The organism is Streptomyces fradiae ATCC 10745 = DSM 40063 (genome assembly GCF_008704425.1).
Classification (GTDB): Bacteria; Actinomycetota; Actinomycetes; order Streptomycetales; family Streptomycetaceae; genus Streptomyces; species Streptomyces fradiae.
This window is the reverse complement of record NZ_CP023696.1, coordinates 4,683,959-4,709,912: the sequence shown is the minus strand read 5'-3', so window position 1 is coordinate 4,709,912 and position 25,954 is coordinate 4,683,959. Positions and strand designations below refer to the sequence as shown.

Genomic DNA, 25,954 nt, shown 5'->3' with positions numbered 1-25,954 from the left:
CCCTCACCCGGACGCGACCCGAGTCGACCCGACCCGCTCCGATCCGACCCGTCCCGCTCCGTCCCGTCCCGACCCGCTCCGATCCGACCCGACCCGGCCCGACCCGCTCCGATCCGCTCCGTCCCGACCCGACCCGACCGGATCTGATCCGGCATAAGCGACATAACCCCCACCACTTGCTACGTTGCGACCCATGACCGCAGCGACGACGGACGCCCCGCCGCCCCGGGTGCGTCTCCCCAGGCGACGCGGTGTGGAGTTCTCGCTGCTGGTGTGCGCCGTGCTGTGCTCGATGCTCGGGTACGCCGCCGTGGGACTGGCCCGCAGCGGGGCCGTACCGCACGACGTGGCCGGTTACGGGGCCGGCCTCAGCCTGCTGGCGCTGACGGGCCACCTGGCGGTGCGGTTCGGCGCCCCGTACGCCGATCCGCTGCTCCTGCCGATCGCCGTGCTGCTGAACGGCCTCGGCCTGGTCCTCATCTACCGCCTGGACCTGGAGACCCCCGCCGACCGGGCCGCCCCCACGCAGCTGGTGTGGTCGGCGCTGGGCGTGGCGCTGTTCGCCCTGGTCGTCGTCTGCCTGCGGGACCACCGGCTGCTCCAGCGGTACGCGTATCTGTCGGTGGCCGCCGCGCTGGCCCTGCTGACGGTGCCGATCTTCTTCCCCGCCGTGAACGGGGCCCGCATCTGGATCAGGGTCGGCGGGCTGTCGTTCCAGCCGGGCGAGTTCGCCAAGCTCCTGCTGGCGGTGTTCTTCGCCGCGTACCTGGCGGCGAACGGCACCGCGCTCGCGCACACCGGCCGCCGGCTGTGGCGGGTGCGGCTGCCGGCCGGGCGGGTGCTGGGGCCGGTCCTCGCCGTGTGGCTGATCAGCGTGGGCGTGCTGGTCCTGGAGCGGGACCTCGGGACGTCGCTGCTGTTCTTCGGGCTGTTCGTGATCCTGCTGTACGTGGCGACGGGGCGGACCGGCTGGATCGCGGTGGGGCTGCTGCTCGCCTCGGTGGGCGCGTTCACCGTGGGCGCGCTGGAGCCGCACGTCCACGGGCGGGTGGAGGACTGGCTGCACCCCTTCGCGTCGATCGAGGCGGGGCGGGGGCCGGGCCAGCTCGCGCAGTCGCTGTTCGCGTTCGCGGCGGGCGGGATGTTCGGCACGGGGCTGGGGCAGGGCCACTCCGCGCTGATCGGCTTCGCCGCCAAGTCGGACTTCATCCTCGCCACGGCGGGCGAGGAGCTCGGTCACGCCGGGCTCACCGCGATCTTCCTGCTGTACGCGCTGCTCGTGGCGCGCGGCTTCCGCTCCGGCCTCGCGCTGCGCGACCCGTTCGGGCGGCTGCTGGCGACGGGGCTCGCGTCGATCCTCGCGCTCCAGGTGTTCGTCATCGCGGGCGGGGTGACGGGCCTGATCCCGCTGACCGGCATGGCCATGCCGTTCCTCGCGCAGGGCGGCTCCTCCGTGGTCACCAACTGGGTGATGGTGGCGCTGCTGGTACGGATGAGCGACTCGGCCCGCGCGCCCGCCCCCGAGCCGGGTCCCGCCCCCGACGCGGGCTCCGCCCCGGAGCCGGGTCCCGGCTGCGGCCCCGGCGGCGACCCGCCCCACGACGGCGGCCCCCTCCCCGGCGGCGCGGCCCCGCGGGCCACCGCCCCCGCCCGGCCCCCCGGCCCGGCCCCGGCGGCGCCCACGCGGGAGGGCGCCCGGTGACGACGTACATCCGCCGCGCCGCCGCCCTGTGCCTGCTCCTCCTCGTCGCCCTGCTGGCCAACACCGCGCGCGTCCAGGTCCTCGAGGCCGACCGGCTCCTCGGCAACCCGGCCAACCGCCGCCCCGTCCTGGCCCGGTACGCCGAACCGCGCGGCGACATCCTGGTGGAGGGCCGCCCCGTCACCGGCTCGCAGGACACCGGCCAGACCCTGCGGTACGAGCGCACCTACTCCGATGGCCCCCTCTACGCGCCGGTCACCGGGCACGCCTCCCAGACGTACGGCACGACGCTGGTGGAGGACGCCGAGGACGGCATCCTCTCCGGCACCAGCCCGCACCTCGCCGGGCTCCCCCTCATCGGCGGACTCGGCAGGCCGGGCGGCCCCGGCCGGGGGCGGCACCCCGCCGGGCACGTCGCCACGACCATCCGGGCCGGCCTCCAGCGGGCCGCGTACGAGGGGCTGGCCGGCCGGCGCGGCGCGGTCGTCGCGCTGGAGCCGTCCACCGGCCGCGTCCTGGCCCTGGTCTCCAGCCCGTCGTACGACCCCGCGCTGCTGTCGGGCACGGGGGCGGAGCCCGCGGCGGCCTGGGCGCGGCTCAACGCGGCTCCGGGCCGCCCCATGCTGAACCGGGCGCTGCACGAGACGTACCCTCCGGGGTCCACCTTCAAGATCGTGACGGCGGCGGCGGCGCTGGACGCGGGCGTGGTGACGGACGTGTACGCGCCGAGCGGCACCCCCGACCCGTACCCGCTGCCGGGCACCCGCACCCTGCTGCCGAACGAGGCGCGGGGCTGCGACGACGCGTCCCTGGCGTACGCGGTCCGCTGGTCGTGCAACACGGTGCTGGCCCGCCTCGGGGTGGAGGTCGGCCTGACCCGCATGGTCGCGGCGGCCCGGTCGTTCGGCTTCAACGACGCGGACCTGCGGGTACCGTCGCGCGTGGCGCGGTCGAACTTCGACGCGGACATGTCCCCGGACCGGCTGGCGCTGTCGGCGATCGGCCAGTACGACACGCGGGCGACGCCGCTGCAGATGGCGATGGTCGCGGCGGCGGTCGCGGACGGCGGGGAGGTGGCCCGCCCGTACCTGGTGGAGACGACGACCACGGCGGACGGCGGCGTCGTCGGGCGGGCGCACCGGGAGACGTACGCGCGGGCGATGTCGCCGGGCACGGCGCGGACGCTGGGCGCGCTGATGGTGGACGTGGTGGAGCGGGGCTCCGGGAGCAACGCGGCGATCGAGGGCGCGGAGGTCGGCGGCAAGACCGGCACCGCCCAGCACGGCGTGGGGAACCAGGGCACCCCGTACGCCTGGTTCATCGGCTGGGCCCGAGCGGCGGGGGCGCCCCGCCCGGCGGTCGCGGTGGCGGTGGTCGTGGAGGACGCGGCGGCGCGGCGCGAGGAGATCAGCGGCGGCGGCAGCGCGGCCCCGATCGCCCGCGCGGTCATGGAGTCGGCCCTGGCGGCGGAGGGGGGCCGGGGGTGAGTCTGTGAGAAGGCGCCCGCTCAGGGATTCGGGCGCTGGGGGCGGTCGAAGGCGGTGAGGTCGATGTCGATCGGGAAGGGCAGGTCGAGCTTGAGCCGGTCACGGTGGATGACGGGCACCGCGTACTGCTGGGTGGCCGGGTCCAGTTCGTAGACGTAGACCACGGGGAGGCCGCCCTCCTCCTCCACCCGCCAGAAGTGGCGGAAGCCCGCGTCGGCGTACTTGCGGTGCTTGACGTCCCGGTCCCTCCGGACGGAGTCCCTGGAGACGATCTCGACGGTGAGGACGACGTCGTCCGGCTCGTACCACGTCTGATCGGGCCCCGTGCGAGCACTGCGCTGCACGACCATGAGATCCGGCTCGAGCCGGTCCCACTTCCCCAGCCTCGTGGTCATCTCACGGGCGACGTAGAGGTGTTCCGGCGCTTGGACCCACAAGCCGAACTCCAGCAGGCGCATCGCCGCCATACGAAAATCGGTCTGCGGACTCATGAGGACGAGACTCCCGTCGATCAGCTCCGTGTGCGGAGGGAGATTCGGAAGCCGGTCCAGGTCGTCCGCCGTCCACCCGCCGGCCCGGCGGACGAGGCCAGGTGTAGTCGTCGCCCAGTCCGTAATCGCGTGCGGCGGCCATGATCGCTCCCATGCGATGGAGTCTGCCCGGTAGGGCCAGAGTACCCAGCGTGAACGGCGGAACGCCCCTCTGACGAGCGCACAGCGCACAGGGGATTGACTCCGGCCTATGCCACTGGCAGTCCCACCTTCCCGGCGACGACGCCCGGCCGCCTTCCGGCCCTAGGCACGGCCTCCGCCGCCCTCCGCGATGGCGTCCTCGACCTCCGCGACGCGCTCGGCCTCCTCGCGGGCGAAGCGCTCCGCGTCCAGGCGCTCGGCGATCTCCTCGTCCTGGGCCATGAGCGCGTCCAGGCTGGAGTCGCCCAGGTCGAGGACGCCCATGTCCACGTACGCCCGCTGGAGCCGCTCGCCCCACAGGCCGATGTCCTTCACGCACGGCACGATCCGGCTGAACAGCAGCTTCCGGAAGAGCCGCAGGAACTCCGACCGCTCCGACATCTCCTCGGCCTCACGCTTGGGGATGCCGAAGTTCTCCAGCACCTCGACGCCGCGCAGCCGGTCGCGCATCAGGTAGCAGCCCTCGATGACGAACTCCTCGCGCTCGCGCAGTTCGGCGTCGGTGAGCTGCCGGTAGTAGTCGCGCAGGGCCATCCGCCCGAAGGCGACGTGCCGGGCCTCGTCCTGCATGACGTACGCGAGGATCTGCTTGGGCAGCGGTTTGTCCGTGGTGTCGCGGATCATGCCGAAGGCGGCGAGCGCCAGGCCCTCGATGAGCACCTGCATGCCGAGGTAGGGCATGTCCCAGCGGGAGTCGCGCAGGGTGTCGCCGAGCAGCGACTGGAGGTTGTCGTTGATCGGGTAGAGCATCCCGATCTTCTCGTGGAGGAAGCGCCCGTAGACCTCGGCGTGCCGGGCCTCGTCCATCGCCTGGGTGGCGGAGTAGAACTTGGCGTCCATGTCGGGGACGGCCTCGATGATGCGGGCCGCGCAGACCATGGCGCCCTGCTCGCCGTGGAGGAACTGGCTGAACTGCCAGGACGCGTAGTGGCGGCGCAGGTCGCCGCGGTCCTTCGCGGTCATCTTCGCCCAGTGGCGGGTGCCGTGGACGGTCATCGCCTCGTCGGGGGTGCCGAGCGGGTCGTACGGGTCGACCTCCAGCTCCCAGTCGATGCGCCGGGCGCCGTCCCACTGCTTGTCCTTGCCCTTCTGGTACAGGGCGAGGAGCCGCTCGCGCCCCTCGTCGTACTCCCAGGAGAAGCGGGCGGCGCCGGATGCGGGGACCTCCCAGCCGGTGGCTCCCGGCTCGTTGGCGTACAGGTCGAGCGTGGACACGGGCGGGCTCCTTCACGTCGGCCGCGGGTACGGGTCGGGGGTGGGCCGGGCGGTGCGGACCGACGCCCCGGCGGGGGCTCCCGTGCGGGGGCTCCCCTACGGCAGGGTCCATCCTGCTAGACACCGGGTCAACAAGTCGCGTCCGGGGGATTGACGTCCTTGCTGACACACAGTCTCATAAGGGGGCGGGGCGGCCCCTGCGGACCCCGGACCCTCGGACCTCCGAACCGCGAGGGCCGACGACCGGCCAAGGCCGACAGCCCCACAGACCGGCGGGCCCACGGCCCACAGGCCCGCAGGCCCGCAGGCCCGCAGGCCCGCAGGCCGACGGGACCGCAGGCCGACGGGGTCCGCGCCCACCGGCCGCACACCGCACACCGCACACGTAAAGCCGACTGCGAGGTGGGACAGACCATGACGACCGTGTCCGAACCCGATCTGCGCCTGCTGCGCGACGCGCTGGGCCCGCTCCGGGACCGCGAGCAGGTCGCCGCCCGGCTGCTGGAGTCCTCCGCCAAGCACTCCTTCGACCCGGACACCGAGCTCGACTGGGACAGCCCCTTCGAGGACGGCAAGTGGTTCTGGCCGCCGGAGCTGGTCTCCCTCTACGACACCCCGCTGTGGCGGAAGATGTCCGAGGAGCAGCGGATGGACCTCGCCCGGCACGAGGCGGCCTCGCTCGCGTCGCTGGGCATCTGGTTCGAGATCATCCTGATGCAGCTGCTGGTCCGGCACATCTACGACAAGTCGCTGACCAGCAACCACGTCCGCTACGCCCTCACCGAGATCGCGGACGAGTGCCGCCACTCCATGATGTTCGCGCGCATGATCCAGAAGTCCGGGGCCCCCGCGTACCCGGTGCCGCGGGTCTACCACAACCTGGCGCGCGTCCTGAAGACCGTCTCGACGACGCCCGGTTCGTTCGCGGCGACGCTGCTGGGCGAGGAGATCCTCGACTGGATGCAGCGGCTCACCTTCCCGGACGAGCGCATCCAGACCCTGGTACGCGGCGTGACCCGCATCCACGTGGTGGAGGAGGCCCGGCACGTGCGCTACGCGCGCGAGGAGCTGCGCCGCCAGATGGTCACGGCGCCGCGCTGGGAGCAGGAGTTCACCCGGCTGAGCTGCGGCGAGGCGGCCCGCGTCTTCTCGATCTGCTTCGTCAACCCCCAGGTGTACGAGCACGTGGGCCTCGACCGCCGCGAGGCCGTCGCCCAGGTGCGGGCGAGCGGCCACCGCCGGGAGGTCATGCAGTCGGGCGCCCGGCGGCTGACGGACTTCCTGGACGACATCGGCGTCCTGCGCGGCCCGGGCCGCCGCCTGTGGAAGAGCTCGGGGCTGCTGGCGTAGTCACCGGACGCGGCTTGCGGCGCGCGGGGCGTCCTCCCGGTGGAGGGCGCCCCCACCACCGGGGGCGGGAGCCGCGTGCGCCCGCGAGCGGCCGGGCGCGCCTTCGTGCTGTCGGCCTCGGCGCAGGTTCAGGGACGGGCCCGGAGGCGGGCTGCGGGTCGTGCTGTCGGAAGTACCGCCGGCACCCGGCTCCCGTGCGGGTGCCGACCCGGGAGGACGGCCGGGCCGGGCTGACGGCGAGGCCTGCTCCCTGGGGCAGGGCGACGCCTGGCCCAGGAAGCGGGGTACCGGCTCAAGCCGTCACGATGGCGAAGTCCGGATCGACGGGGGCGAGCAGGTCGACGAGCCGGCCGAGGTCGGCGGGGTCGCCGTCAACGCTCACACTCCCTTCGGCAAGCGCGGCGGGCAGTTCCCGGGCGCCGGTCAGCAGGGAGATCAGCACCGGCCGGGTGAGCGTGAACGTCGTGGAGCCGGGCGCGGGAGCGTCGGCGACGCGTTGGTTCAGCGCGCCGTTGCGCACCTCGAGGACGTGGGTTCTCTCCTCGTCGGTGAGGACCCAGGACAGCACGATGTGCTCATCCCAGGCGCGCGGCCCGTCGATGCGGACACCGATGCCGGCGAAGACCTGTTCAACGGTCAGCGCCGCCATGATGTCGGGTGCCGCCGCCGTGGTAGGGGTCCCGAACCGGCCGTGCCGCAGCTCGTGGGCGCCGGAGAGAAAGGCGTTGCGCCACGTACCGTTCTCGGCGCCGAAGCCCAGCTGCTCCAACGCGTCCGCCTGCAGCGCGCGGGCGGGGATGTGGTCCTCGTCGGCGAACAGGACGTGGTTGAGCACCTCGACCGCCCAGCGGTAGTCGCCCTCGTCGAACGCCTGCCGGGCGATGCCCACCGCCGCGTCCACACCGCCCATCGCCGTGATGTACCGCTGCGCCGCCGCGACGGGAGGGTGGGCCCACAGATGCGCGGGGTTGCCGTCGTACCAGCCCATGTAACGCTGGTAGACGGCCTTGACGTTGTGGCTGACCGATCCGTAGTAGCCACGGGTGGACCAGACGGCTTCCAGCGCGGGCGGCATCCGCAGCATCTCCGCGATCTCCGGCCCGACGTAGCCCTGGTTCAGCAGCCGCAGGGTCTGATCGTGGAGGTAGGAGTACAGGTCACGCTGCAGCCCGAGGAACTCCACCCCCTGTGCGCGGCCCCACGTGGGCCAGTGGTGCGAGGCGAACACGACGTCGAGTTCGTCGCCCCACAGGCTGATGGTCTGCGTGAGGTAGTCGGCCCAGGCTCGGGCGTCGCGTACCTGTGCGCCACGGATGGTGAGCACGTTGTGCAGCGTGTGGGAGGTGTTCTCCGCGGTGCACAGCGCGCGGTGATCGGGAAGGTAGAAGTTCATCTCCGCGGGTGCTTCCGTGCCCGGCGTGACCTGGAAGACGATCCTGACCCCGTCGACCGTGAGCGTCTGGCCCGTCTCCGTGACATGCACCGTGGGCGGGATCAGGGTCGCCTCGCCCGTCGACACGGTCTGGCCCAGACCGGTACCCACCTGCCCGGCCGGCCCCTTCTCCAGTGCGGCCCCGTACATGTAGCCGGCGCGCCGGGCCATCGCGGTGCCGGCGAACACGTTCTCCGACGCCGCGTGCTCCATGAAGCCGTGCGGAGCGATGATCTGCGTACGGCCCGACCTCACGTCATCCTCGCTGACGACCCCCTTCACCCCGCCGAAGTGATCGATGTGGGAATGGCTGTAGATCACCGCCACGACCGGGCGCACACCCCGGTGCTCGGTGTACAGGGCGAACGCAGCGGCCGCGGTCTCCTTGCTCACCAGCGGATCGACGACGACGACCCCGCTGTCGCCCTCGATGACACTCATGACGGACAGGTCGAAGCCCCGAAGCTGGTAGATCCCCGGAACGACCTCGAACAGGCCGTCTTTGATCAGCAGCCGCCCCTGACGCCACAGGCTCGGATGCACCGTCTCCGGCGCGTCCCCCTCCATGAATGCGTAGGCGTCCAGGTCCCAGACGACCCGTCCGTCCGTCGCGGTGATCTGCCGGGTTCCACTGCGGCCGACGAACCCGCGGTCGGCGTCCTCGAAATCCCGCTCATCAGCGCTCGGCATTCCCCCGACCGCGTCCGCCGGCGACCGACGTGTCGCCTCGGTTGCACGGCTACCGCTCATGAGGGAACTCCATTCGAATGACGCGGGTCACCAGGCGATTCACCGCGAACTATTCACAAAGTACTCAAAACGCTTGAATCGCACTATAATTCTTGGGACATGACATGGCATGCCGGGCCGGGAGCCGTTCTCCGACTGCTCGTGTCGCCCGTCAGCGGCAGACCGCGCCGCGAGGCGGGGAAGACCCCACGTCAGGGATGTCTCAGCTCCTCCGGTACCGCAGATCCGGCAGCCGCCTCACGGCTGGCCCGCCGCTCGCGTCCCGGCCGTACCACCTGCGGCCGATCGAGCGGTGGCCGTCTCGGGCGTGGTGCGCGGACCGGCGCGGTGGTCGCCGCCGCGGGGGTGGGGTCGAGGGGCCGGGGCGCGCCCCGGTGTGCGCGGGCGCGTCCCCGTGCCTGCGGGGCTCGGAGGATCAGCGAGCCGCCGCGGGCAGGCGGAGGCGGCCGTCACGGACTTCGGCGATCTGGTCGACGGCGGTCAGGTGGGTGCGGTCGTGGGTGACCAGGACGGTGGCGGTGGCCTGCCGGTGGGTGAGGCGGGTGATCAGGTCGATGACGGCGGCGCCCCGTTCGTGGTCGAGGGCACTGGTGGGTTCGTCGATCAGGAGGACGGTGGGGTCGTTCATCAGGGCCCGGGCGATGTTGACGCGCTGGCGCTGGCCGCCGGAGAGCTGATGGGGGCGCCGGTGGGCCTGGTCGGCCAGGCCGACGCCGTCGAGGAGTTCCATGGCCCGGTCTCGGGCGGTGCGGGGTTTGCGGCCGTCGATCTGGGCCATGACCTGCAACTGTTCGGCGGCGGTGAGGGAGGGCAGCAGGTTGGGCTGCTGGAAGACGATGCCGATCTTGTGACGGCGCAGGTCGGTGAGTTCTGCGCGGGTCATGCCGGTGGTTGCCTGGCCGTCGATGGTGACGGTGCCGGTGTCCGGGGTGATGAGGGTGGCGGCGACGGCCAGAAGGCTGGACTTGCCGGAGCCGGAGGGGCCGACGACCGCGGTCAGGGTGCCCTTGGGCACCTCGAGGGTGACCCGGTCCAGGGCGGTGAGGCGGTTCTCGCCGTCGGGGTAGATGAGGGTGATGTCGGTCAGGTCGAGGCTCATCGGGCGCTCCCCAGGGCGGTCAGCGGGTCGACGGAGGTGATGCGGCGGATGGACAGGGCGGCGCCGAGCGCGCCGAGCGCGATCATCACGGCGGCCGGAACCAGGACGGTGGCGGGGGTGAGGAGGAACGGCACGGCCGAGCCGGCCACGAGTGCGCCGAGGGCGGCGGCGATGCCGGTGCCGATCAGGGTGCCGCCGGTCAGCAGGATCAAGGCCTGACCGAGGGCGTCCTTGAGCAGGCCCGTGGTGGAGGCGCCCAGTGCTTTGAGCACGGCGATGTCGCCGCTGCGCTGGATGGTCCACACGGTGAAGAAGGCGCCGATGACCAGGGCGGAGATCGCGAACAGGAAGCCGCGCATCAGCTGCAGGGAGCCGTTCTCGGAGGTGTAGGAACCGATCGCGGACAGGGAGTCGTCCTTGGAGACCGTTTCGGTGCCCGCTGCCTCGTCGGCGGCGCCGATGTCGGCTCCGGAGGTGGTCCTCAGCGCGATGACGGTGGCGGTCGGCTGGTCGGTCCCGCCCGTGGGGGGCGTGGTCCTCTGCCATCTGTCGAGGCTGATCCAGAGGACCGGGGTGTGGCTGTAGGAGGCGTCCCCGGTCACCGCGGCGACCTTCACCTCCTGTCCGGCCAGCGTGAAGGTGTCCCCCGTCGTCACGCCGAGGTCGGCGGCGGCGGTGACGGACAGGACCGCCGCATGGTCGTCGAGCTTGTCGCTGTCGGGGGCCAGCACGGAGCCGGGCCGCACGCCGAAGGCCGACACCCCGGTGCTCTTGGGGCCGGCGCTCGCCTTGGTGGTGGTGATGCCCAGCGGCTCGGCGCTGCTCACGCCGGGCGTCTCGGCCCACCGCCGCCACTGCTTCTCGGTGACGGTGGAGTTGGAGTACGACGGTTCCTCGCCCTCGCCGGGCGCGGCGAAGGCGATCCTGTCCGCGGGCAGGCCGGTGATCGCGGAGATGTTCTGCCGGCCCAGGCCGGCGGTGAGCCCGGACAGCAGCCCGACCAGCAGGGTGATCAACACGATGACGGTCGCCATCAGGGCGAAGCGCCCCTTGGCGAACTTCAGGTCTCTCCAGGCGACGAACACGGCTTGGGCCTGCCTTCTCGTGGGATGTCACAGGGGTGGAAGCGGTATGACTCCACCCTCACTTCCGGACCCCCGCCCGGGCATCCGGCCCAGGACGGCAATCGCCGCGCCGAAAGGCGGCACACCGGTTGCAACTTTCGGTGGAGGCCGGGACCGGGGGCTTGTCCATAGGCTGGAGGGACCGTGAACTCCACCGCCCCCACCCTGACCCCCACCACCCGCGCGCTGGCCTGGTGCCTGCATGTGCTGGTCGTCGTCCTGCTCGCGCTGGCCGCCGGCCGGGCCGTCGTCGACCACCACCCGCAGGCCGGGCTGATCACCGCCACGGCTGCGGCGTGCGCCGTGATCTACGCGGCCGGTCCTGTGCTGCCACGGGTGCGCCGCTCGCGGCGGGCCGCCGCACTGTGGCTGGCCGCCGTGGGCGCCTGCTGGCTGGTCCTGCTGACCCGGTCCGCCGACGGGGTGTGGGTGGCGTTCCCGCTGTACTTCCTTCAGCTGCACCTGCTGTCCCGCCGTGCCGGACTGGCGGCGGTGGCGGCCACCGCGGTGACGGCCATCACCGGCTTCGCCGCGCACCAGGGGGCCTTCAGCCCCGCGATGGCGATCGGGCCGGCCATCGGCGCCGCCGTGGCGGTCGCGGTGGTATGGGGCTACCAGGCCCTGTACCGGGAAAGCGAACAGCGCAGGCGTCTGATCGAAGAGCTCACCGCCACCCGCGCCGATCTGGCCAACGCGCAGCATGCCGCCGGGGTGCTCGCCGAACGCGAGCGCCTGGCCCGCGAGATCCACGACACCCTCGCCCAGGGCCTTTCCAGCATCCAGCTCCTGCTGCGCGCTGCCGAACGCGCCCTGCCGCACGCACCGGAGAACGCCGCCCGCTACGTCGACCAGGCACGGCAGGCCGCCGTGGACGACCTCGCCGAGGCCCGCCGCTTCGTCGCCGCCCTCACCCCGCCCGCCCTGGAGGGCACGACTCTCGCCGGCGCCCTGGAGCGCCTGTGCGCGACCACCAGCATCCGCCATCGGATCACCGCGCGCTTCCACCTCACCGGCGAGCCCCTACCGCTGACGACCGCGCACGAGGTCGCGCTGCTGCGCGTCGCCCAGTCGGCGCTGGCCAACACCGTCCGCCACGCCGAGGCCGCCACCGCCGAGGTCACCCTGAGCTACCTCGGCGACCACGTCGCCGTGGACATCGTCGACGACGGAGGCGGCTTCCGCCCCGACCGCCTTCCCGCCCCCGACCCGGAGGCCGGCGGTTTCGGGCTGACGGCCATGCGCGCCCGCGTGCACGCCCTCGGTGGCACCCTCACCGTCGAGTCCGCCCCCGGCCACGGCACCGCACTGGCCGCCCAGCTCCCCCTGACCCCCTCCGCCCATGACGAGCCCGAGGCCCGCGCGTGACCGACACCCCCATCCGCCTGCTCCTGGCCGACGACCACCCCGTCGTACGGGCGGGACTTCGCGCCGTACTGGAGACCGAGGACGGCATCACCGTGGTGGCCGAGGCCGCCACAGCCGAGGCCGCCGTCGCCCGCGCTGCCCAGGGCGGCATCGACGTCGTCCTCATGGACCTCCAGTTCGGCAAGGGCATGAACGGCGCCGAGGCCACCGCGGCCATCACCGCCCGCCCCGGCTCCCCCCGCGTGCTGATCGTCACCACGTACGACACCGACGCCGACACCCTCCCCGCCATCGAAGCGGGCGCCACCGGCTACCTCCTCAAGGACGCCCCGCCCGAGGAACTGGCCGCAGCCGTACGCACCGCCGCCACGGGACGCACCACGCTGGCGCCCACCGTCGCGGACCGGCTGATGAACCGGCTGCGCACACCGGGCACCGCCCTGACCCGGCGCGAGACCGAAGTGCTCGCCCTGGTCGCCGACGGCCTGTCCAACCAGGCCATCGGCGACCGCCTCCACCTGACCGAGGGCACCGTCAAGTCCCATCTGGCACGCATCTACGCCAAGCTCGGTGTCGACTCGCGCACCGCCGCCGTCGCCACCGCCACCGATCTGGGCCTCATCCGCCGCTGACCCGAGGGCGGGCGGGCGCCCGGAGCCGCCACGAACCCGCACCCCTCCAGGGGGCGCCCGGTCATCCCCCACCGGCACGCCTCCCAGGGGCTTCCGGGCCGCCCGCTCGCGGGCAACGGCGCGGGAGCGTCCGGCGCGGGCGGGTGGGCCATGCGTGCGGAAGGCCGGTGTGGCTGGGGCCGGCCGGGGTCGGGAGCGGGGGTCGGGGGCGGGTGTTCGTACACCCGTCGGGGTTACGCTGCGGGCATGACCCGTGCCGCCACGCCCGCGTACCGCCGGCTCAGTGTCGAGGAGCGGCGGGCCCAGCTGCTCACCGCCGCGCTGTCGCTCTTCGCGCACCGCGCGCCCGAGGAGGTCTCGCCGGAGGACGTCGCGGAGGCCGCGGGGGTGTCCCGGCCGCTGGTGTACCGGTACTTCCCCGGCGGCAAGCAGCAGCTCTACGAGGCCGCGCTCCGGTCGGCCGCCGACCGGCTGGAGCTGTGCTTCGCGGAGCCGCCCGAGGGGCCGCCCACCGAGCGGCTGACGCGGGTGCTCGACCGGTACCTCGCCTTCGTGGACGAGCACGACGCCGGGTTCGCGGCGCTCCTACGCGGCGGCAGCGTCGCCGAGACGTCGCAGACCACCGCCATCGTCGACGGGGTGCGGAGGGCGGCGGCCGAGCAGATCCTGGCCCACTTCGACGTCCCCGAGCCGGGGCCCCGGCTGCGGATGGCGGTGCGCACCTGGATCGCCTCCGTCGAGGCCGCCTCGCTGATCTGGCTGGACGAGGACAAGCGCCCTCCCCTGGCGGAGCTGCGCGGCTGGCTCGTCGACCACCTGGTGGCCCTGCTGGCCGCCACCGCCGCGACGGACCCGCAGACCGCGCTGGTGGTGCGGGGCATCCTGGCGCTGGAGCGGCCGGACGGGCCGGTGGGGACGCTGGCCCGCCGGATGGGGCCCGTGGTGGGCGGGGCCGCGCACCTGCTGTGAGACTGGTGGGGTGCGAAGCGAGAACACCCCCTTCTCCGGCGGCCCCCTCGACGGCCGCGTCCTGCCGGTGCTGACCGGCCCGACGGGACACCCGCCGAAGTGGTACGAGGTGCCCGTGCCGAACGAGGACGGCGGCCCGCCCACGGTGTACGCCTACCGGCGCGTCCCGGCCGGCCACACGAAGCGCCTCGGGCTCCAGCGGGGCTGGAAGTACGCGTACGAGCCCGCCGGCCGCGAGCGGCGCGCCCTCAAGTGGCCCTGGTCCGGGCCGGGGGGCGAGGGGGGTAAGGGGGCTGGGTAAGGGTTGAGGGTCGGGGTGGGTGCGCCTTGCGGCCGGGGTGGGTGCGGGGCGCGGGCCGTTCGGGGTGGTGTGGCCCGGGTGCCGCGAGCCGGCGGGGTGGCCGTCCCGGCCCCGGCACGGTGAACGCGTTCGGCCGTTCGGACCGTTCCGGATGTTCGTCGTTTCTTCGACTTGTCCGACGAGTCATCATCTCCCGGTCGAACGGAGGTGGTGCCATGACGTTCCCCAGGAGCGCGGCCGTGTGCGCGCTCACCGCCGCCCTCGTGCTGGGCGGCCCGTGGCCCGTACCGCCGCCGGCTCCCGCGCGCGCCGAGGGCGAGTCCGTCTCCGCGCTGCTGACCCGCCTCCAGCGCCTCTACCGGGACGCCGAGGCCGCCGGGGAGACCTACAACGCCGCCGGTGAGGAACTGGCCGCGCAGACCGCCGAGGTGCGGCGGCTCGGCGGGCACCTGACCCGCACCCGCGACGCGCTGGCGGCGGCCCGGGACGCCGCCGGACGGCTGGCCAGGGCCCAGTACCAGGGGCGCGGCGGCTTCTCCCCCGCCCTTCGGCTGCTCTTCGCCGGCGACCCGGAACACGCCCTGGACGAGGCGCTGCTGCTGCGGCGCCTCGCACGGGAGCAGGCGGCGACGGTGGCCCGGCTGCGGGGCGGCGCGCGGCAGGCGGACGCGATGGCGACCGCGGCGCGCCGGGCCCTGGAGCGCAACCAGGAGCTGATCGCCGCGCGGCAGCGGGCCCGCGACGACGCCCTGGCCGCCCTGCGGGAGGTCGAGGCCGCCCTGGCCGGGCTGCCCCCGCAGCGGCTCACGGAGCTGGCCGCCCTGGAGCGCGACCAGACCGCGCGGGCCCAGAGCGACCTGCTGGGCGAGGCGGGGCCCGCCGGGGAGGGGGCCCCGTCCGCACAGGGCGCCGAGGCCGTCGCGTACGCCACCGGGCAGCTCGGCAAGCCGTACGGGGCGGGCGCGTCGGGCCCCGGCGCGTTCGACGACTCGGGGCTGGTCTCGCGGGCCTGGGCGGAGGCCGGCAGGCCGGTGCCGCGCACCAGCGGGGAGCAGTGGCGGACCCTCCCGGCGGTGCCGCTGCGGTCGCTGCGCCCCGGCGACCTGGTCGTCTACTACCCGGAGGCCACGCACGTGGCGCTGTACGCGGGCGGCGGCCGGGTCGTGCACGTCCCGCGTCCGGGCGCCGCCGTGGCGGTGTCCCCGCTCGCCGCGCTCCCGGTCCTGGGGGCCGTGCGCCCCGACGCCGGCGCCCCGCCCCTCGCCTCGTACACCCCGCCGGCGGGGGTGGGCGGGGGTACCGGGGCGGGCGCTCCGGCGGGCGGGGGCGCCGCCGAGGTGGGCGGCGGGGCGTAGCCGGCCGGGTGGGGTCCGGCCGGGCCCCGTGGCGGTCCGGTCCGGCCGGCCCGTGACGGTCCGGCCCGGCCGGGCCCCCGTTCCGCGTCAGGCCTTGGCCGCGGTCTCCAGGAAGGCGTCCGTCTTCGCCGGGTCGTAGAGGAAGTCCTCGAAGTCGGCCGGGTCGTCGAAGCCGTTCGCGAAGCGGTGGGCCACGGCCGGGAGTTCCTGGCCCGCGCCGATGAGCCGCAGCACGTGCTCCGGCGGGGCGCCGAGCATGGCGTTGGTCCACTTGGTGACGTGCCGGGCGGTGTCCCAGTACCGGTCGAACGCGGCCCGCATCCACTCCTCGTCGAACGGCCGGTCGCCGTGCTCCAGGATGGAGGCCAGGTAGCTCGCGGCGCACTTGGCGGCCGAGTTCGAGCCCTGTCCCGTGATCGGGTCGTTGGCGACCACCACGTCGGCGACGCCGAGCACGGCGCCGCCGCCGGGGAGGCGCCCGACGGGCTTGCGCACGGTCGGCGCGTACCGCCCGGCGAGGGTGCCGCCCGCGTCGGTCAGCTCCACCCCGGTGGCGCGGGCGTACTCCCACGGCGTGAAGCGCTCCATCAGCCGCAGCGTCAGCGCCAGGTGCTCCGCCGGGTCCTTGACGCCCCGGAACACGTCGAGCGGCCCCCCGGGAAGGCCCTCCCAGAAGAGGATGTCCGCGCGCCCGCTCGTGGTGAGCGTCGGCATCACGAACAGCTCGCCCACCCCGGGCACCAGGTTGCAGCGGACCGCGTCGAAGTCGGGGTGCTCGGGGCGCGGGCCCATCCCGTGCACGTAGGCGACGGCGAGCGCGCGCTGCGGCTCGCTGAACGGGGACCGCTCCGCGTCCCGCTCGAACATCGACACCAGCTCGCCCTTGCCCGCCGCGACGAGGACCAGGTCGTAGGTGCGGGCGAAGAAGTCCAGGTCCGACACGGCCGCGCCGTGGATGACGAGCCGACCGCCGCGCTGCGCGAACGTGTCCATCCAGCCGGCCATCTTCACCCGCTGGTCGACGGACTGGGCGTAGCCGTCGAGGCGGCCCACCCAGTCGACCGCGCGGGCGCCCTCCGGGCCCGCGACCGAGATGCCGAGGCCCTCGATGCGCGGCGCCTGCGGCTCCCAGAAGTTCAGGCCGAGGTCCCGCTCGTGCTGGAGCGCGGTGTGGAACATGCACTGCGTCGACATGACGCGCCCGTAGCGGATCTCGTCGGCCGTGCGGTTCGACATCAGGGTGACGTCGTATCCGTGCGCCTGGAGACCGAGCGCGAGCTGGAGACCGGACTGGCCGGCTCCGACGATGAGTATCTGGCGCATCGAGAAGGGCCTCTTTTCACTGGGGCGCCGCGGGCGGCGCGGTCGGCGGGGACGGCGGGGACGGCGGGACGGCGGGACGGCCGGGATGTGGGTCCGGCGGGACGGCGGTTCGGCGGGCGGCGGTGGGTCCGGGACCGGGGCGGGGACCGGGACCCGGACCAGCAAGGAGGGGAGGGCGGGCCGCCCCCGCGGGACGCGGCCGTCGGGCGGGGGCGGCGGGCCATCGGCCGTCAGGCGGGGGTCTTCTCCAGCGCCCGCGTGACCAGGGCGAGCAGCGACTCCACCACGGTGAACCGTTCCCGCGCGTCCATGATCACGATGGGGACGTCGGCGGGGACGGTCAGCGCGTCCCGCACGTCCTCGGCCTCGTACCGCGTGGTCCCCTCGAAGTGGTTGACGGCCACCACGTACGGCAGACCGCAGCTCTCGAAGTAGTCCAGCGCGGCGAAGCAGTCGGTGAGCCGCCGCGTGTCGGCCATGACGACCGCGCCGATCGCGCCCCGCACCAGGTCGTCCCACATGAACCAGAACCGCTCCTGGCCCGGCGTGCCGAACAGGTACAGGACGAGGTCGTCGTCGAGCGTGACCCGCCCGAAGTCCATCGCGACGGTGGTGGTGACCTTGTCCGGGGTGGCCGAGAGGTCGTCGGTGTCCTCGCTGGCGCGGGTCATCAGGGCCTCGGTGCGCAGCGGGGTGATCTCGGAGACCGACCCGACGAAGGTGGTCTTCCCCACGCCGAAGCCGCCCGCGACGACGACCTTGGTGGCGATGGGCGCCCGCTCCTGGTCGAGCTGCCAGGGTGCGAGTACCTCCTCGTCCGGCAGGTCAGAGACGGCGAAGTCCACTCAGCACCCTTTCCAGCAGTGCGCGGTCGGGATGCCCGGTGCCGTGCCCGGTCCCGTACACACGGAGCTTTCCCTGGTCGGCCAGGTCGCTGATGAGCACCCGGACGACCCCCAGCGGCATCCTCAGCAGCGCGGACACCTCGGCGACCGTCCGCATGCGGCGGCACACCTGGACGATGGCCCGCATCTCGGGCATGACCCGCCCGGCGGGCCGGGCGGTCCGCCCCTCGGCCGCGTCGGACGCGGCGGCCCCGGCGGGGGCCGCGACGAACGTCTCCACCAGCAGGACGTGCCCGAACCGGGTCCGTCCACCGGTCAGCGAGTACGGGCGGACGCGCGCGGGCCGGCGGCCCTCGCCGCGCACCGGCAGCTTCGCGGACAGGGCCGTCATCGTCCGCCCTCCATGGACTGGCGCAGCTCGCTGCGGAGTTCCGGGGTGAGGACGTGTCCGGCGCGGCCGACGAAGAGGGCCATGTGGTACGCGATGACGCTCATGTCGCAGTCGGGCGCGGCGTGCACGCCGAGGAGCGAGCCGTCGCTGATCGACATGACGAAGACGCTGCCCTCCTCCATGGCGACCATCGTCTGCTTGACGGCGCCGGCGTCCAGCAGCCGGGCGGCGCCGATGGTGAGGCTGGCGATCCCGGACACGATGGTCGCGAGGTCCGCGCTGGAGCCCCGCGGGCCGCGCGGCCGGGCCGGGGCGCCGCCGGTGCGGGCGTCCGCGGCGCCGTCCACGCCCGGTGCGGTCCTCGCCGCGTCGGGGTCGGACGAGAGCAGGAGCAGGCCGTCCGACGAGACCACGGCGACCGACCGGACGCCAGGCACCTCCTCCACGAGATTGCCCAGCAGCCAGTGCAGGTTGCGTGCCTCGCTGCTCAGTCCTTGGGTGCCTGTGCCGGTCGTCGGACTCAAGGGTGTGCCTCCTCGACTGTGTCCCCCGTTCCTGGTGCCGCCTCTTCCGTACGCGGGCCGGCCGCACGCGCGTCCACCGTGCGGGGATCGGCCTTACCCGTGTCGGCCTTGCCCGTGTCGGCCGTGCGCGCGTCGGTCGTACGCGTGTCGGCCGTGCGCGTGTCGGCCGTGCCCGTGTCGGCGGTGCCCGCGATCTCGGCCTCGGCGTCGCGCCGGCCTTCCTGGGCGCCCCGGTGGAAGCCGCCGAGGCGGCGGCGCAGCTCCTCGGCGTTCACCCCGCCGCCGCGTTCGGCGCGGGGTGCCCCGGCGTCGACGACGCGGGGCGTCCGCTTCGGCAGGCCCTTGTCGGTGACCCGCTGCCCGGCGGGGCCGGCGTCGGCGGCGCGGGCGTGCTCCTCCTCCCCACCGGGCGCGGGCAGCCGCACCTGGAGGGTCGTCTCGTGCGCGGGGAGCCCGTCGGGGGCGGTGTCCACGTCGTCGCGGGCGGCGGCGTGGTCCTCGGCCTCCTCCTCCGGGTCCTCCGGGTCCCGCTGGCCCTCCGGGTCCCGCTGGTCCTCCGGGTCCTCCGGGTCCCGCTGGCCCTCGGTGTCCTCGGCCCGCTCCGCCTGCGGCTCCCCGGCATCGGTCCCGGGGACGTCCTCCCGTACGGACTCCACGGGCTCCGCCGCCGGGGCCGCGCCCTCCGCGGGCGCCCCCGTCACCGCGGGCGCCTCGGTGGTGCCCCGGCGGGCCTGGAGGTCGTTGGAGTTGGCCTCCGCGACCGAGCCCGGCAGGGAGACCGTCCCGTACCCCTCCGCGATGGCCACCGCCGGGGGGCCCGCCGCCGGGGGCGCGTCCGGCAGGAGGGCCTGCGGGAGCACGACGACGGCCGTCACCCCGCCGTCCCGCTCCGCCCGCAGCTCGACCCGCACCCCGTGCCGCGCCGCCAGCAGCGCCGCGACGCGCAGACCGAGGCCCTCGCCCTCAGGGGCGCCCTCTCCGCTCCGGGCGCTCTCCCCGCTCCGGGCGCCGCCCCGTGAAGGCACCGCGGCCTCGGCGAGCGCCGGGTCCGCGAGGCGGGCGTTCAGGTCGGCGAGCCGGTCGGGGGCGACCCCGATGCCCTTGTCCCGCACGGACAGCATCACGTCGCCGCCGTCCAGCAGCCACCCGGACAGCTGGACCTGCTCCTCGGGCGCCGAGAACGACGTGGCGTTCTCCAGCAGCTCCGCCAGCAGGTGGCTGATGTCGTCGGCGGCGAACCCGGCCACGTACGCGCGCTGCGGCAGCGACTGGATGGCCACCCGCTCGTACCGCTCGATCTCGCTGACCGCCGCGCGCAGCACGTCGACCAGCGGGACCGGGCCCTGGTGGGCGTGGCTGTGGTCGTGGCCGGCGAGGATCAGCAGGTTCTCGCTGTGCCGGCGCATGACCGTGGCCATGTGGTCCAGCTTGAACAGCGTGGCCAGCCGCTCCGTGTCCTGCTCGCGCTCCTCCATCTTCTCGATGACGGTGAGCTGCCGCTCCACGAGGCCGAGGGTGCGCAGGGAGAGGTTGACGAACGTGTGGTGGACGGTGTGCCGCTGCCGCTCCAGCTCGGTGGTGAGCCGCTCGGTCTCGGCGCGCAGCTCGGCCTGGCGGGCGGCCAGCTCGGCGGTGGCGCTCTCGCGCTCCTCGCCGCGCGCGGCGCGCTCGCCCAGCGCCAGGAGCTTGCCGTGGAGGGTGTTGAGGGAGCGTACGACCTGGGCGAACTCGTCGTTCCGGCCGGTGAAGCGGATCGGCTCCTCGCTCTGCGGGGCCTCCGCGACGCGGGCGGCGCCCAGCCGGAGCACGGCGAGCGGCCGGGTGAGGGTGCGGGCGACGGCCGTGGAGACGCCGATCGCGATGAGCAGGCAGCCGCCGAGCAGGGCGATCCGCATCTCCAGGGCGGTGACGTCGTCGTCGCGCAGGCGCTCCATCCGCTCGACCTGGCGGGTGGCGAGGGCCGACTCGACGCCGCGCATCTGCTCGATGCGGGCGGTCAGCGCGGTCGACAGCCTCCCGGGGTCGGTCCTGCGCTCGGCGCGGGTCAGCTCGGGGGCGTCGGCGAGCTTGGCCAGGTAGCCCTCGGCGGCCTTGACGTCCGGGCCGGTGACGGTCGCGGCGAGGGAGTCGCGGGTGGCCGCGTCGGCGGTGCTGCCGAAGTCGGCGAGGGCGACCTGCTCGCGGACGCGGGCCCGGTGGGCGGCGGCGCTCAGCTCGTCGCGGGCGCCGTCGGCGGCCTTGGCGCCGGGGTCCTCCTCGGTGACGTACCGGCCGGTGACCGGGTCGAACACGGTGCGGCCGGTGCCGCCGGGCTCGGGGACGGCGAGGGCGGCGAGGAGCAGGCCGCGGGTGGCGGACGCCTGCTCGACGGCCTGGCCCAGTTCGGCGGGCGCCCGGCCGGGGCCGCCCGCGGCGCGGGCCGGGGTGCGGTCGGCGAGCTGGGCCGCGAGGGCCCGCAGCTTGTCGATGACCTCGGTGTACGCGCGGTGCGCGGCGAGCGCGGTGCCGTCGCCGGTGAGCGCGGTGCGGCGCAGGGAGGGCACGTCGGCGAGGGCGCGGCGCACGTCGTCGGGTGCGGCGCCCCGGATCTCCTCGATCTGGCGGTCGACGCGGGCGCTGTGGGCCTCGGACAGGGCGGGCCTGGTGCGCTTCCCGGTGCCGGCGCTCGCGGCGGCGGTGCCCCGGCCGTCCTGCGCGCCCTGGGCGCTCGGTCCGCTCCCGGCGCCCTCGCCGTCCTCGGTGCCCTGGCCGTCCCCGTCGCCGTCCCGCGCGCGGGAGGCGTCCCGGCCGGCGGCGACGTAGGCGGTGACCTCGTCGCGCTCGTCGGCCAGGGAGTGGGCGAGGGTGACCGCCTGGCGGTTCAGCTCGGCGAAGGTGACCAGGCCCTGGGACTCCGTCAGATCGGCGGACGTGGTGAGTACGCCGGGCGCCCCCGCGCCGACGACGGTGATGCCGACGAGGGCGACGCCGGCGACGAGCCGACTCCGTACCCGTACGCTGCGGCCGCCCGGAACCTGGGGATCGCCGGGAGTGTCACTGCGCTTCTGCACCGGTGCTCACATTCTTGAACTCGTTCGCCCTTGAAGCAGAGGTGACGACCGGTCACACCCGGAGAGCGCTCCCACCCCTGGCACGGCTTCCGACCATTCCAGCCCTTTTGGGAAGCGCGCACTCCTCGGCCGCTCCGCCACCCGAACGAGTGAACAACACTCCGGAGTTGGTGAACAACTTCCGCCGCCGCGGGCGGCCGGGGCGGGCGGGGCGCCGGGTTGGACTGTCCGGGCGCGCTTTGGCACTATGCCCGCCCGCACGTCGTGCCGCGCTCCGGCCCTGGCGGGCGCCCGGCCGTGCGCGTGCCCGCCGGCCCGGTCCGCGCGGGTCTCCACGTCCTTGGGCGCCCGGTGAGGACCTGGTGCAGACTGATCTTCGTGTACACGGAAAGCGCCTCACTGCCCGGTGATCCCGAACGCCCCAACGAGGACTGGGCGGCCACGGCGGTCCCGGCGTCCGGCCAGGGCGGCGTCCTGGTGGTTCTCGACGGGGTGACACCGCCGTCCACCGACGTCGGCTGTGTGCACCCCGTCCCCTGGTTCACCGCGCGCCTCGGGGGCGCGCTGACCGAACTGTCCGGTTCCCGGCGCGACCTGCCCCTGCCGGAGGTCCTGGCGGAGGCGATCCGGCGCACGGCGGAATCCCACCGTGACACGTGTGACCTTTCTCACGTCCGCACCCCTCAGGCGACGGTGGCCATGGCCCGCTGGGACGCGGAGGCCGTGGAGCACCTGGTGCTGTCCGACGCGGTGCTGCTGCTCGAGTCCCCCGGCGGGGCCGTCCGTGCGGTACGGGACGACCGGCTGGATCTGGTCCCGCCCGAGGTGCTGCGCTCGCACGAGGCGACGGACCGGCTGCGCAACGCCGAGGGCGGCTTCTTCACGGCCGCCGCCGACCCGTCGGTGGCGGGGCGGGCGGTGGCCGGGGTGTCGCCCCGGTCCGCCGTGCGGGCGGTCGCGGCGCTGACGGACGGGGCGGCGCGCTGGGTGGAGCTGTTCGGCGAGGGTGACTGGGCGGACTGCCTGGCGGTGCTCCGCGAGGAGGGCGCCCGCGGGCTCCTCGGCCGGGTGAGGGCGCGGGAGGCGCGGGACGCGGCGGCGGGCGGGGCGCGCCGCTGGAAGCTCCACGACGACGCGACGGCGGTCTACGCCGAACTGTGAGGGCCCGTCCGGCGGCCCGTCCCCCGATCGCGCGGAGGGCGGGGCCGGGGCACCGGCCGTCCCGGCTCCGGCGCGCGGGCCCGTGCCGGGGCCGCGGCACGGGGGCGCCTCAGGGGCGGTGACCGCCGGGCCCGGGGGCGGAACCGGGGGCGCGCTCGGGACCGGGGGCGGAATCAGGGGCGCGCTCGGGGCCGGGAGCCGAATCAGGGGCGCGCTCGGGGCCGGGGCGGGGGTCGCGGGGTTCGGAGCCGGTGTTGAGCTGGTGGAGGAGCCGGGCCAGTTCGGCGACCTCGGCGCGGTCCCAACCCGCGAGCTTGCGCACGTACCGGGCGCGGCGGGCGTCGCGCACCCGGCGGAAGCGGTCCCGGCCCTCGCCGGTGAGGCGGACCAGCGAGGCGCGCCCGTCGGCCGGGTCGGGCTCCCGGACGACGAGGCCCAGTTCCTCCAGGGCCCGGAGCTGACGGCTCATCGTGGCCTTGCCGACGCCGAAGTACCCGGCCAGCTCGGTGGCCCGCTGGCCCCCGGCCTCGTCGAGGCGGACGAGCAGCCCGTACGCGGCGGGCTCCAGACCGGGGTGGACCTCGCGGGCCATCTCGCCGGAGGAGGCGCGGGCGCGGCGCAGGAAGACGGCCAGCTCCCGTTCGAGCGCGAGGTACGCCAGGTCGGCCCCGGTGGCGTCGCCGCCGGCCCCGTGGCCGTGCGCCGTCCCGGCCCCGTGGCCGGTGCCGGCCCCGTGGCCGTGCGCGCCGTGCGCCGGCCCGCCGTGTACCGGCTCCGCGCGTTCCCCGCCCGTACCGCCTGCCCGCATGTGCTGTCCTCGCCCCTCGCGCGTGTCCTGGCCGCCGTACCGCGGCACGGCGCGTCCGCGGTACGGCCAGTATTCCGCAGGGGGCGGGCCGTCAGCGCAGGTCGGCGGGGTGGCCGGGCGGACCGCCGCGGCGCGCGGCGGCGAGGGGCCCCGGCAGCCGGGGCGGCCACGGCGGCTCGTCGGCGGCGGCCGGCTCCGCCGGTGCCCACCACCGGAGCAGGATGCGGTCCTGCGCCTGGGCCGCGGCCGCATCGCCGGACGGTCCGCGGCGGCGGTTCGGCGTACCGGCGCGCCACTGCCCCGGTGCGCCGGTACGCCGGGACCGCGTCGGCCGGTGCCGTCCCACGGGTGCGCCGACGCCACCGTGGACGCTTCCCCCTGCGAGTCCGGCGGGCCGGTCGTGCCCGCCGGGGTCCGGCCCGCCCATCGTGCCGCGCGCACCCCGCGGCCGTAACCGCCGGTCGGCCCCCTCCGACCGGCGGGCCGCTCACAGCGGCAGCACCGCCCGCACCGCGAACCCGCCGTCCGGGCGGGGCCCCGCCGTGAGCGAACCGCCGAGCAGCTCGGCCCGCTCGCGCAGCCCGACCAGCCCGTACCCGCCGCCGGGCAGCGCGTCGTCCGGCGGGCCCGCGGCGGGTACGGGCGCCGGGGGCGCCGCGTTGCGGACCTCCACCTCCAGCGCGCCGCCGCCCGGGGCGGGCGCGACCCGTACCGCCACACGGGCGCCGGGGGCGTGCTTGCGCACGTTGCTCAGGGACTCCTGGACGACCCGGAAGACCGCGCACTCCACCTCCGGCGGCGGGGCGGCCCCCGGCTCGGTCACGTCGACGGCGACGTCGAGGAGGCTGTCGCCGGTCAGGTCGCGCAGCGCGGCGAGGCCCGTGCCGCCCGCCGCCCGCGCGGCGCCGCCGTCGGAGGCGCGCAGCACGCCCACGAGGTCGCGCAGTTCCTCCAGGGCCCGTACGCCGTGGCGGCGGATGCTCTCGGCGGTGTCCCGCTTCCACGCGTCGTCCGTCTCGGCGGCCCGCAGGGCGCCGGACTGGACGGCGATGATGCCGACGTGGTGGGCGATGGTGTCGTGCATCTCGCGGGCCAGCCGGGCGCGTTCGCGGGCGACGGCCCGCTCCGCCTCCAGCCGCTGCTCCCGCGCGCGGGTGGCGGTGAGGTCCGCGAGCCGGGCGCGCAGCTCGGCGCGGGCCCGCGCGAGGAGGCCCAGCGCGGTGGGGCCCGTGCTCATCAGGGCGGCGGCCTCGACGCTGATGAGCACCTCCTGGTACGTCATCGCCGCCAGGTCCCGGAGGGGCCACGGGCAGGCCGACACCGCGAAGAGCAGGCCGCACGCGGCGGCGGTCCGGCCGCGCGACCGGCCGCGCGCCACGCGGAACATCGCCACCATGGCGGGCAGCCACAGCGCGCCCGTCAGCATGGACGGCAGCGCCAGGCACAGGGCCGTCGCCGGCAGGCGCCGCCGCAGGGCCAGGGAGAGCAGCGCGGCCGCGCACACGGTGGCCCGCAGGGCGGTGAGCGGCCCTTCGAGGGTGAGCGGTTCGGCCGCCGCGACGACCACGAGGAGTTCCTCGGCGGTCGGGCGGCGCCACCTCACCGTACGAGCCGGAGCTGGTGCGCCCTTACCGCCGCCTGCACCCGGTTGGTCACACCCAGCTTGGCGAGCACCGTGCTCACGTGGTCCTTCACCGTGGTCGTGCCGATGAGCAGGCGCCGCGCGATCTCCGCGTTGGACAGGCCCTCCGCGAGGAGGACGAGCACGTCCCGCTCACGGGGCGTCAGCTCGTCGGCCTGGGCGCGGTCCGCGGGGTCCGTCGGCGGGTCCGACGGTTCGCCGGTGCCCGCGCGCAGGAAGCCGTCGACGACCGTGCGCGCCACCTTCGGCGCGATGACCCGGCCGCCGGCCGCCAGCTCCTTGATGAGGTACTCCAGCTGCTCGGGGGCGGTGTCCTTCAGCAGGAACCCGGCCGCCCCGCCGCGCAGCGCCGCCGCCAGGTGCTCGTCCGCGTCGAAGGTGGTGAGCATCGCCACCACCGGCGGCTCGGGCAGGGACCGCAGGTCCGCGAGGACGTCCAGGCCGTGCCGGTCGGGCATCCGGACGTCGAGGAGCACCACGTCGGGGCGGTGCTCGCGCGCCTCGTCCAGGGCCCGGGAGCCGGTGCACGACGCGACGGCGCGGGTGCCGTCGAATCCGTCGACGATCCGCCGGAGCCCCTCTCTGATCAGGTCCTCGTCATCGACGATCATCACGTGCACTGCTGAACGGTTCATACGGCCGGACCCCACTCAGGCGTTCTGGAGCGCCCTCAGCATAGGCGGTGCGCGCCCCCTCGCGGACCGGCGCGAACCGGCCCTTCGCGCCCGCGCACGGGC

At 75.1% G+C, this 25,954-nt stretch carries 21 protein-coding genes and 1 pseudogene; 9 read left to right on the top strand and 13 right to left on the bottom strand.

Features of this window, described 5'->3' with window-relative positions:
• The first annotated feature begins 193 nt into the window (after positions 1–193).
• Together CP974_RS21170 and CP974_RS21165 are read left to right on the top strand one after the other, a co-directional pair.
• Positions 194–1,702: an FtsW/RodA/SpoVE family cell cycle protein gene (locus tag CP974_RS21170; RefSeq protein ID WP_085921554.1), complete on the top strand. Its 1,509-nt coding sequence runs from the start codon at positions 194–196 to the stop codon at positions 1,700–1,702.
• On the top strand, positions 1,699–3,189 hold the full coding sequence (locus CP974_RS21165) for a penicillin-binding transpeptidase domain-containing protein (RefSeq protein ID WP_031128991.1): 1,491 nt from the start codon (positions 1,699–1,701) through the stop codon (positions 3,187–3,189). The genes CP974_RS21170 and CP974_RS21165 overlap by 4 nt, the downstream gene beginning before the upstream one ends.
• A 20-nt stretch (positions 3,190–3,209) precedes the next feature.
• Here CP974_RS21165 and CP974_RS21160 read toward each other — a convergent pair.
• Together CP974_RS21160 and CP974_RS21155 are read right to left on the bottom strand one after the other, a co-directional pair.
• Positions 3,210–3,822 (bottom strand): annotated as a pseudogene (locus CP974_RS21160) (Uma2 family endonuclease).
• A gap of 161 nt (positions 3,823–3,983) precedes the next feature.
• A complete protein-coding gene (locus CP974_RS21155) occupies positions 3,984–5,096 on the bottom strand; it encodes a ferritin-like domain-containing protein (RefSeq protein WP_031128992.1) in 1,113 nt (370 codons plus the stop codon).
• Positions 5,097–5,510: 414 nt separating this feature from the next.
• On the opposite strand from CP974_RS21155, the gene CP974_RS21150 reads away from it, so the two are divergent.
• Entirely contained in the window at positions 5,511–6,446 is a 936-nt protein-coding gene (locus tag CP974_RS21150) for an AurF N-oxygenase family protein (protein ID WP_031128993.1), read from the top strand.
• Positions 6,447–6,738: 292 nt separating this feature from the next.
• Here the strand turns inward: CP974_RS21150 and CP974_RS21145 are convergent, their stop codons facing one another.
• From CP974_RS21145 to CP974_RS21135, 3 genes are all read right to left on the bottom strand, one after another.
• Entirely contained in the window at positions 6,739–8,568 is a 1,830-nt protein-coding gene (locus CP974_RS21145; protein WP_215908538.1) for an alkyl/aryl-sulfatase, read from the bottom strand.
• A gap of 475 nt (positions 8,569–9,043) precedes the next feature.
• Positions 9,044–9,727, bottom strand: coding sequence for an ABC transporter ATP-binding protein (locus CP974_RS21140; RefSeq protein ID WP_031128995.1), 684 nt, complete (start codon positions 9,725–9,727; stop codon positions 9,044–9,046).
• The gene (locus CP974_RS21135) at positions 9,724–10,812 is read right to left on the bottom strand and encodes an ABC transporter permease (protein WP_031128996.1); all 1,089 of its coding nucleotides are present in this window, start codon (positions 10,810–10,812) and stop codon (positions 9,724–9,726) included. The genes CP974_RS21140 and CP974_RS21135 overlap by 4 nt, the downstream gene beginning before the upstream one ends.
• A gap of 183 nt (positions 10,813–10,995) precedes the next feature.
• On the opposite strand from CP974_RS21135, the gene CP974_RS21130 reads away from it, so the two are divergent.
• The 5 genes from CP974_RS21130 (at position 10,996) to CP974_RS21110 (ending at position 15,473) form a co-directional block, all read left to right on the top strand.
• A complete protein-coding gene (locus CP974_RS21130; RefSeq protein ID WP_031128997.1) occupies positions 10,996–12,216 on the top strand; it encodes a sensor histidine kinase in 1,221 nt (406 codons plus the stop codon).
• Complete coding sequence (locus CP974_RS21125) at positions 12,213–12,848, top strand: response regulator (RefSeq protein WP_031128998.1); 636 nt, start codon at positions 12,213–12,215, stop codon at positions 12,846–12,848. The genes CP974_RS21130 and CP974_RS21125 overlap by 4 nt, the downstream gene beginning before the upstream one ends.
• A 246-nt stretch (positions 12,849–13,094) precedes the next feature.
• Positions 13,095–13,817: a TetR/AcrR family transcriptional regulator gene (locus tag CP974_RS21120; RefSeq protein ID WP_031128999.1), complete on the top strand. Its 723-nt coding sequence runs from the start codon at positions 13,095–13,097 to the stop codon at positions 13,815–13,817.
• Between the two features lie 10 nt (positions 13,818–13,827).
• Positions 13,828–14,118 carry a DUF8847 domain-containing protein gene (locus CP974_RS21115; RefSeq protein WP_031129000.1) on the top strand — a complete coding sequence of 97 codons (291 nt, stop codon included), beginning with the start codon at positions 13,828–13,830 and terminating at the stop codon, positions 14,116–14,118.
• A 215-nt stretch (positions 14,119–14,333) separates the two neighbouring features.
• A complete protein-coding gene (locus tag CP974_RS21110; protein WP_051838982.1) occupies positions 14,334–15,473 on the top strand; it encodes a C40 family peptidase in 1,140 nt (379 codons plus the stop codon).
• A gap of 87 nt (positions 15,474–15,560) precedes the next feature.
• On the opposite strand, the gene CP974_RS21105 is transcribed toward CP974_RS21110, so the two are convergent.
• From CP974_RS21105 to CP974_RS21085, 5 genes are all read right to left on the bottom strand, one after another.
• A complete protein-coding gene (locus CP974_RS21105) occupies positions 15,561–16,796 on the bottom strand; it encodes a styrene monooxygenase/indole monooxygenase family protein (RefSeq protein ID WP_031129002.1) in 1,236 nt (411 codons plus the stop codon).
• A 230-nt stretch (positions 16,797–17,026) separates the two neighbouring features.
• On the bottom strand, positions 17,027–17,641 hold the full coding sequence (locus tag CP974_RS21100) for a GTP-binding protein (protein ID WP_031129003.1): 615 nt from the start codon (positions 17,639–17,641) through the stop codon (positions 17,027–17,029).
• Entirely contained in the window at positions 17,622–18,032 is a 411-nt protein-coding gene (locus tag CP974_RS21095; protein ID WP_031129004.1) for a DUF742 domain-containing protein, read from the bottom strand. The genes CP974_RS21100 and CP974_RS21095 overlap by 20 nt, the downstream gene beginning before the upstream one ends.
• The gene (locus CP974_RS21090; protein WP_031129005.1) at positions 18,029–18,556 is read right to left on the bottom strand and encodes a roadblock/LC7 domain-containing protein; all 528 of its coding nucleotides are present in this window, start codon (positions 18,554–18,556) and stop codon (positions 18,029–18,031) included. Before CP974_RS21090 ends, CP974_RS21095 begins: the two co-directional genes overlap by 4 nt.
• A complete protein-coding gene (locus tag CP974_RS21085; RefSeq protein ID WP_223844535.1) occupies positions 18,553–21,606 on the bottom strand; it encodes a sensor histidine kinase in 3,054 nt (1,017 codons plus the stop codon). Before CP974_RS21085 ends, CP974_RS21090 begins: the two co-directional genes overlap by 4 nt.
• Positions 21,607–21,984: 378 nt before the next feature.
• Here CP974_RS21085 and CP974_RS21080 point away from each other — a divergent pair, with 378 nt between their 5' ends.
• Entirely contained in the window at positions 21,985–22,767 is a 783-nt protein-coding gene (locus CP974_RS21080) for a hypothetical protein (protein WP_031129008.1), read from the top strand.
• Between the two features lie 109 nt (positions 22,768–22,876).
• On the opposite strand, the gene CP974_RS30400 is transcribed toward CP974_RS21080, so the two are convergent.
• From CP974_RS30400 to CP974_RS21065, 3 genes are all read right to left on the bottom strand, one after another.
• Positions 22,877–23,575 carry a MarR family winged helix-turn-helix transcriptional regulator gene (locus CP974_RS30400; RefSeq protein WP_223844534.1) on the bottom strand — a complete coding sequence of 233 codons (699 nt, stop codon included), beginning with the start codon at positions 23,573–23,575 and terminating at the stop codon, positions 22,877–22,879.
• A 487-nt stretch (positions 23,576–24,062) separates the two neighbouring features.
• Positions 24,063–25,178, bottom strand: coding sequence for a sensor histidine kinase (locus tag CP974_RS21070; protein WP_031129013.1), 1,116 nt, complete (start codon positions 25,176–25,178; stop codon positions 24,063–24,065).
• A complete protein-coding gene (locus tag CP974_RS21065) occupies positions 25,175–25,852 on the bottom strand; it encodes a response regulator (protein WP_223844533.1) in 678 nt (225 codons plus the stop codon). The genes CP974_RS21070 and CP974_RS21065 overlap by 4 nt, the downstream gene beginning before the upstream one ends.
• Positions 25,853–25,954 lie beyond the last annotated feature (102 nt).

Bases quoted from the DNA above. Each gene is read 5' to 3' on its own strand.
- CP974_RS21120 (WP_031128999.1), top strand. From the start codon at position 13,095: ATGACCCGTGCCGCCACGCCCGCGTACCGCCGGCTCAGTGTCGAGGAG.
- CP974_RS21145 (WP_215908538.1), bottom strand. From the start codon at position 8,568: ATGCCGAGCGCTGATGAGCGGGATTTCGAGGACGCCGACCGCGGGTTC.
- CP974_RS21105 (WP_031129002.1), bottom strand. From the start codon at position 16,796: ATGCGCCAGATACTCATCGTCGGAGCCGGCCAGTCCGGTCTCCAGCTC.
- CP974_RS21150 (WP_031128993.1), top strand. From the start codon at position 5,511: ATGACGACCGTGTCCGAACCCGATCTGCGCCTGCTGCGCGACGCGCTG.
- CP974_RS21170 (WP_085921554.1), top strand. From the start codon at position 194: ATGACCGCAGCGACGACGGACGCCCCGCCGCCCCGGGTGCGTCTCCCC.
- CP974_RS21140 (WP_031128995.1), bottom strand. From the start codon at position 9,727: ATGAGCCTCGACCTGACCGACATCACCCTCATCTACCCCGACGGCGAG.
- CP974_RS30400 (WP_223844534.1), bottom strand. From the start codon at position 23,575: ATGCGGGCAGGCGGTACGGGCGGGGAACGCGCGGAGCCGGTACACGGC.
- CP974_RS21110 (WP_051838982.1), top strand. From the start codon at position 14,334: ATGACGTTCCCCAGGAGCGCGGCCGTGTGCGCGCTCACCGCCGCCCTC.
- CP974_RS21065 (WP_223844533.1), bottom strand. From the start codon at position 25,852: ATGAACCGTTCAGCAGTGCACGTGATGATCGTCGATGACGAGGACCTG.
- CP974_RS21095 (WP_031129004.1), bottom strand. From the start codon at position 18,032: ATGACGGCCCTGTCCGCGAAGCTGCCGGTGCGCGGCGAGGGCCGCCGG.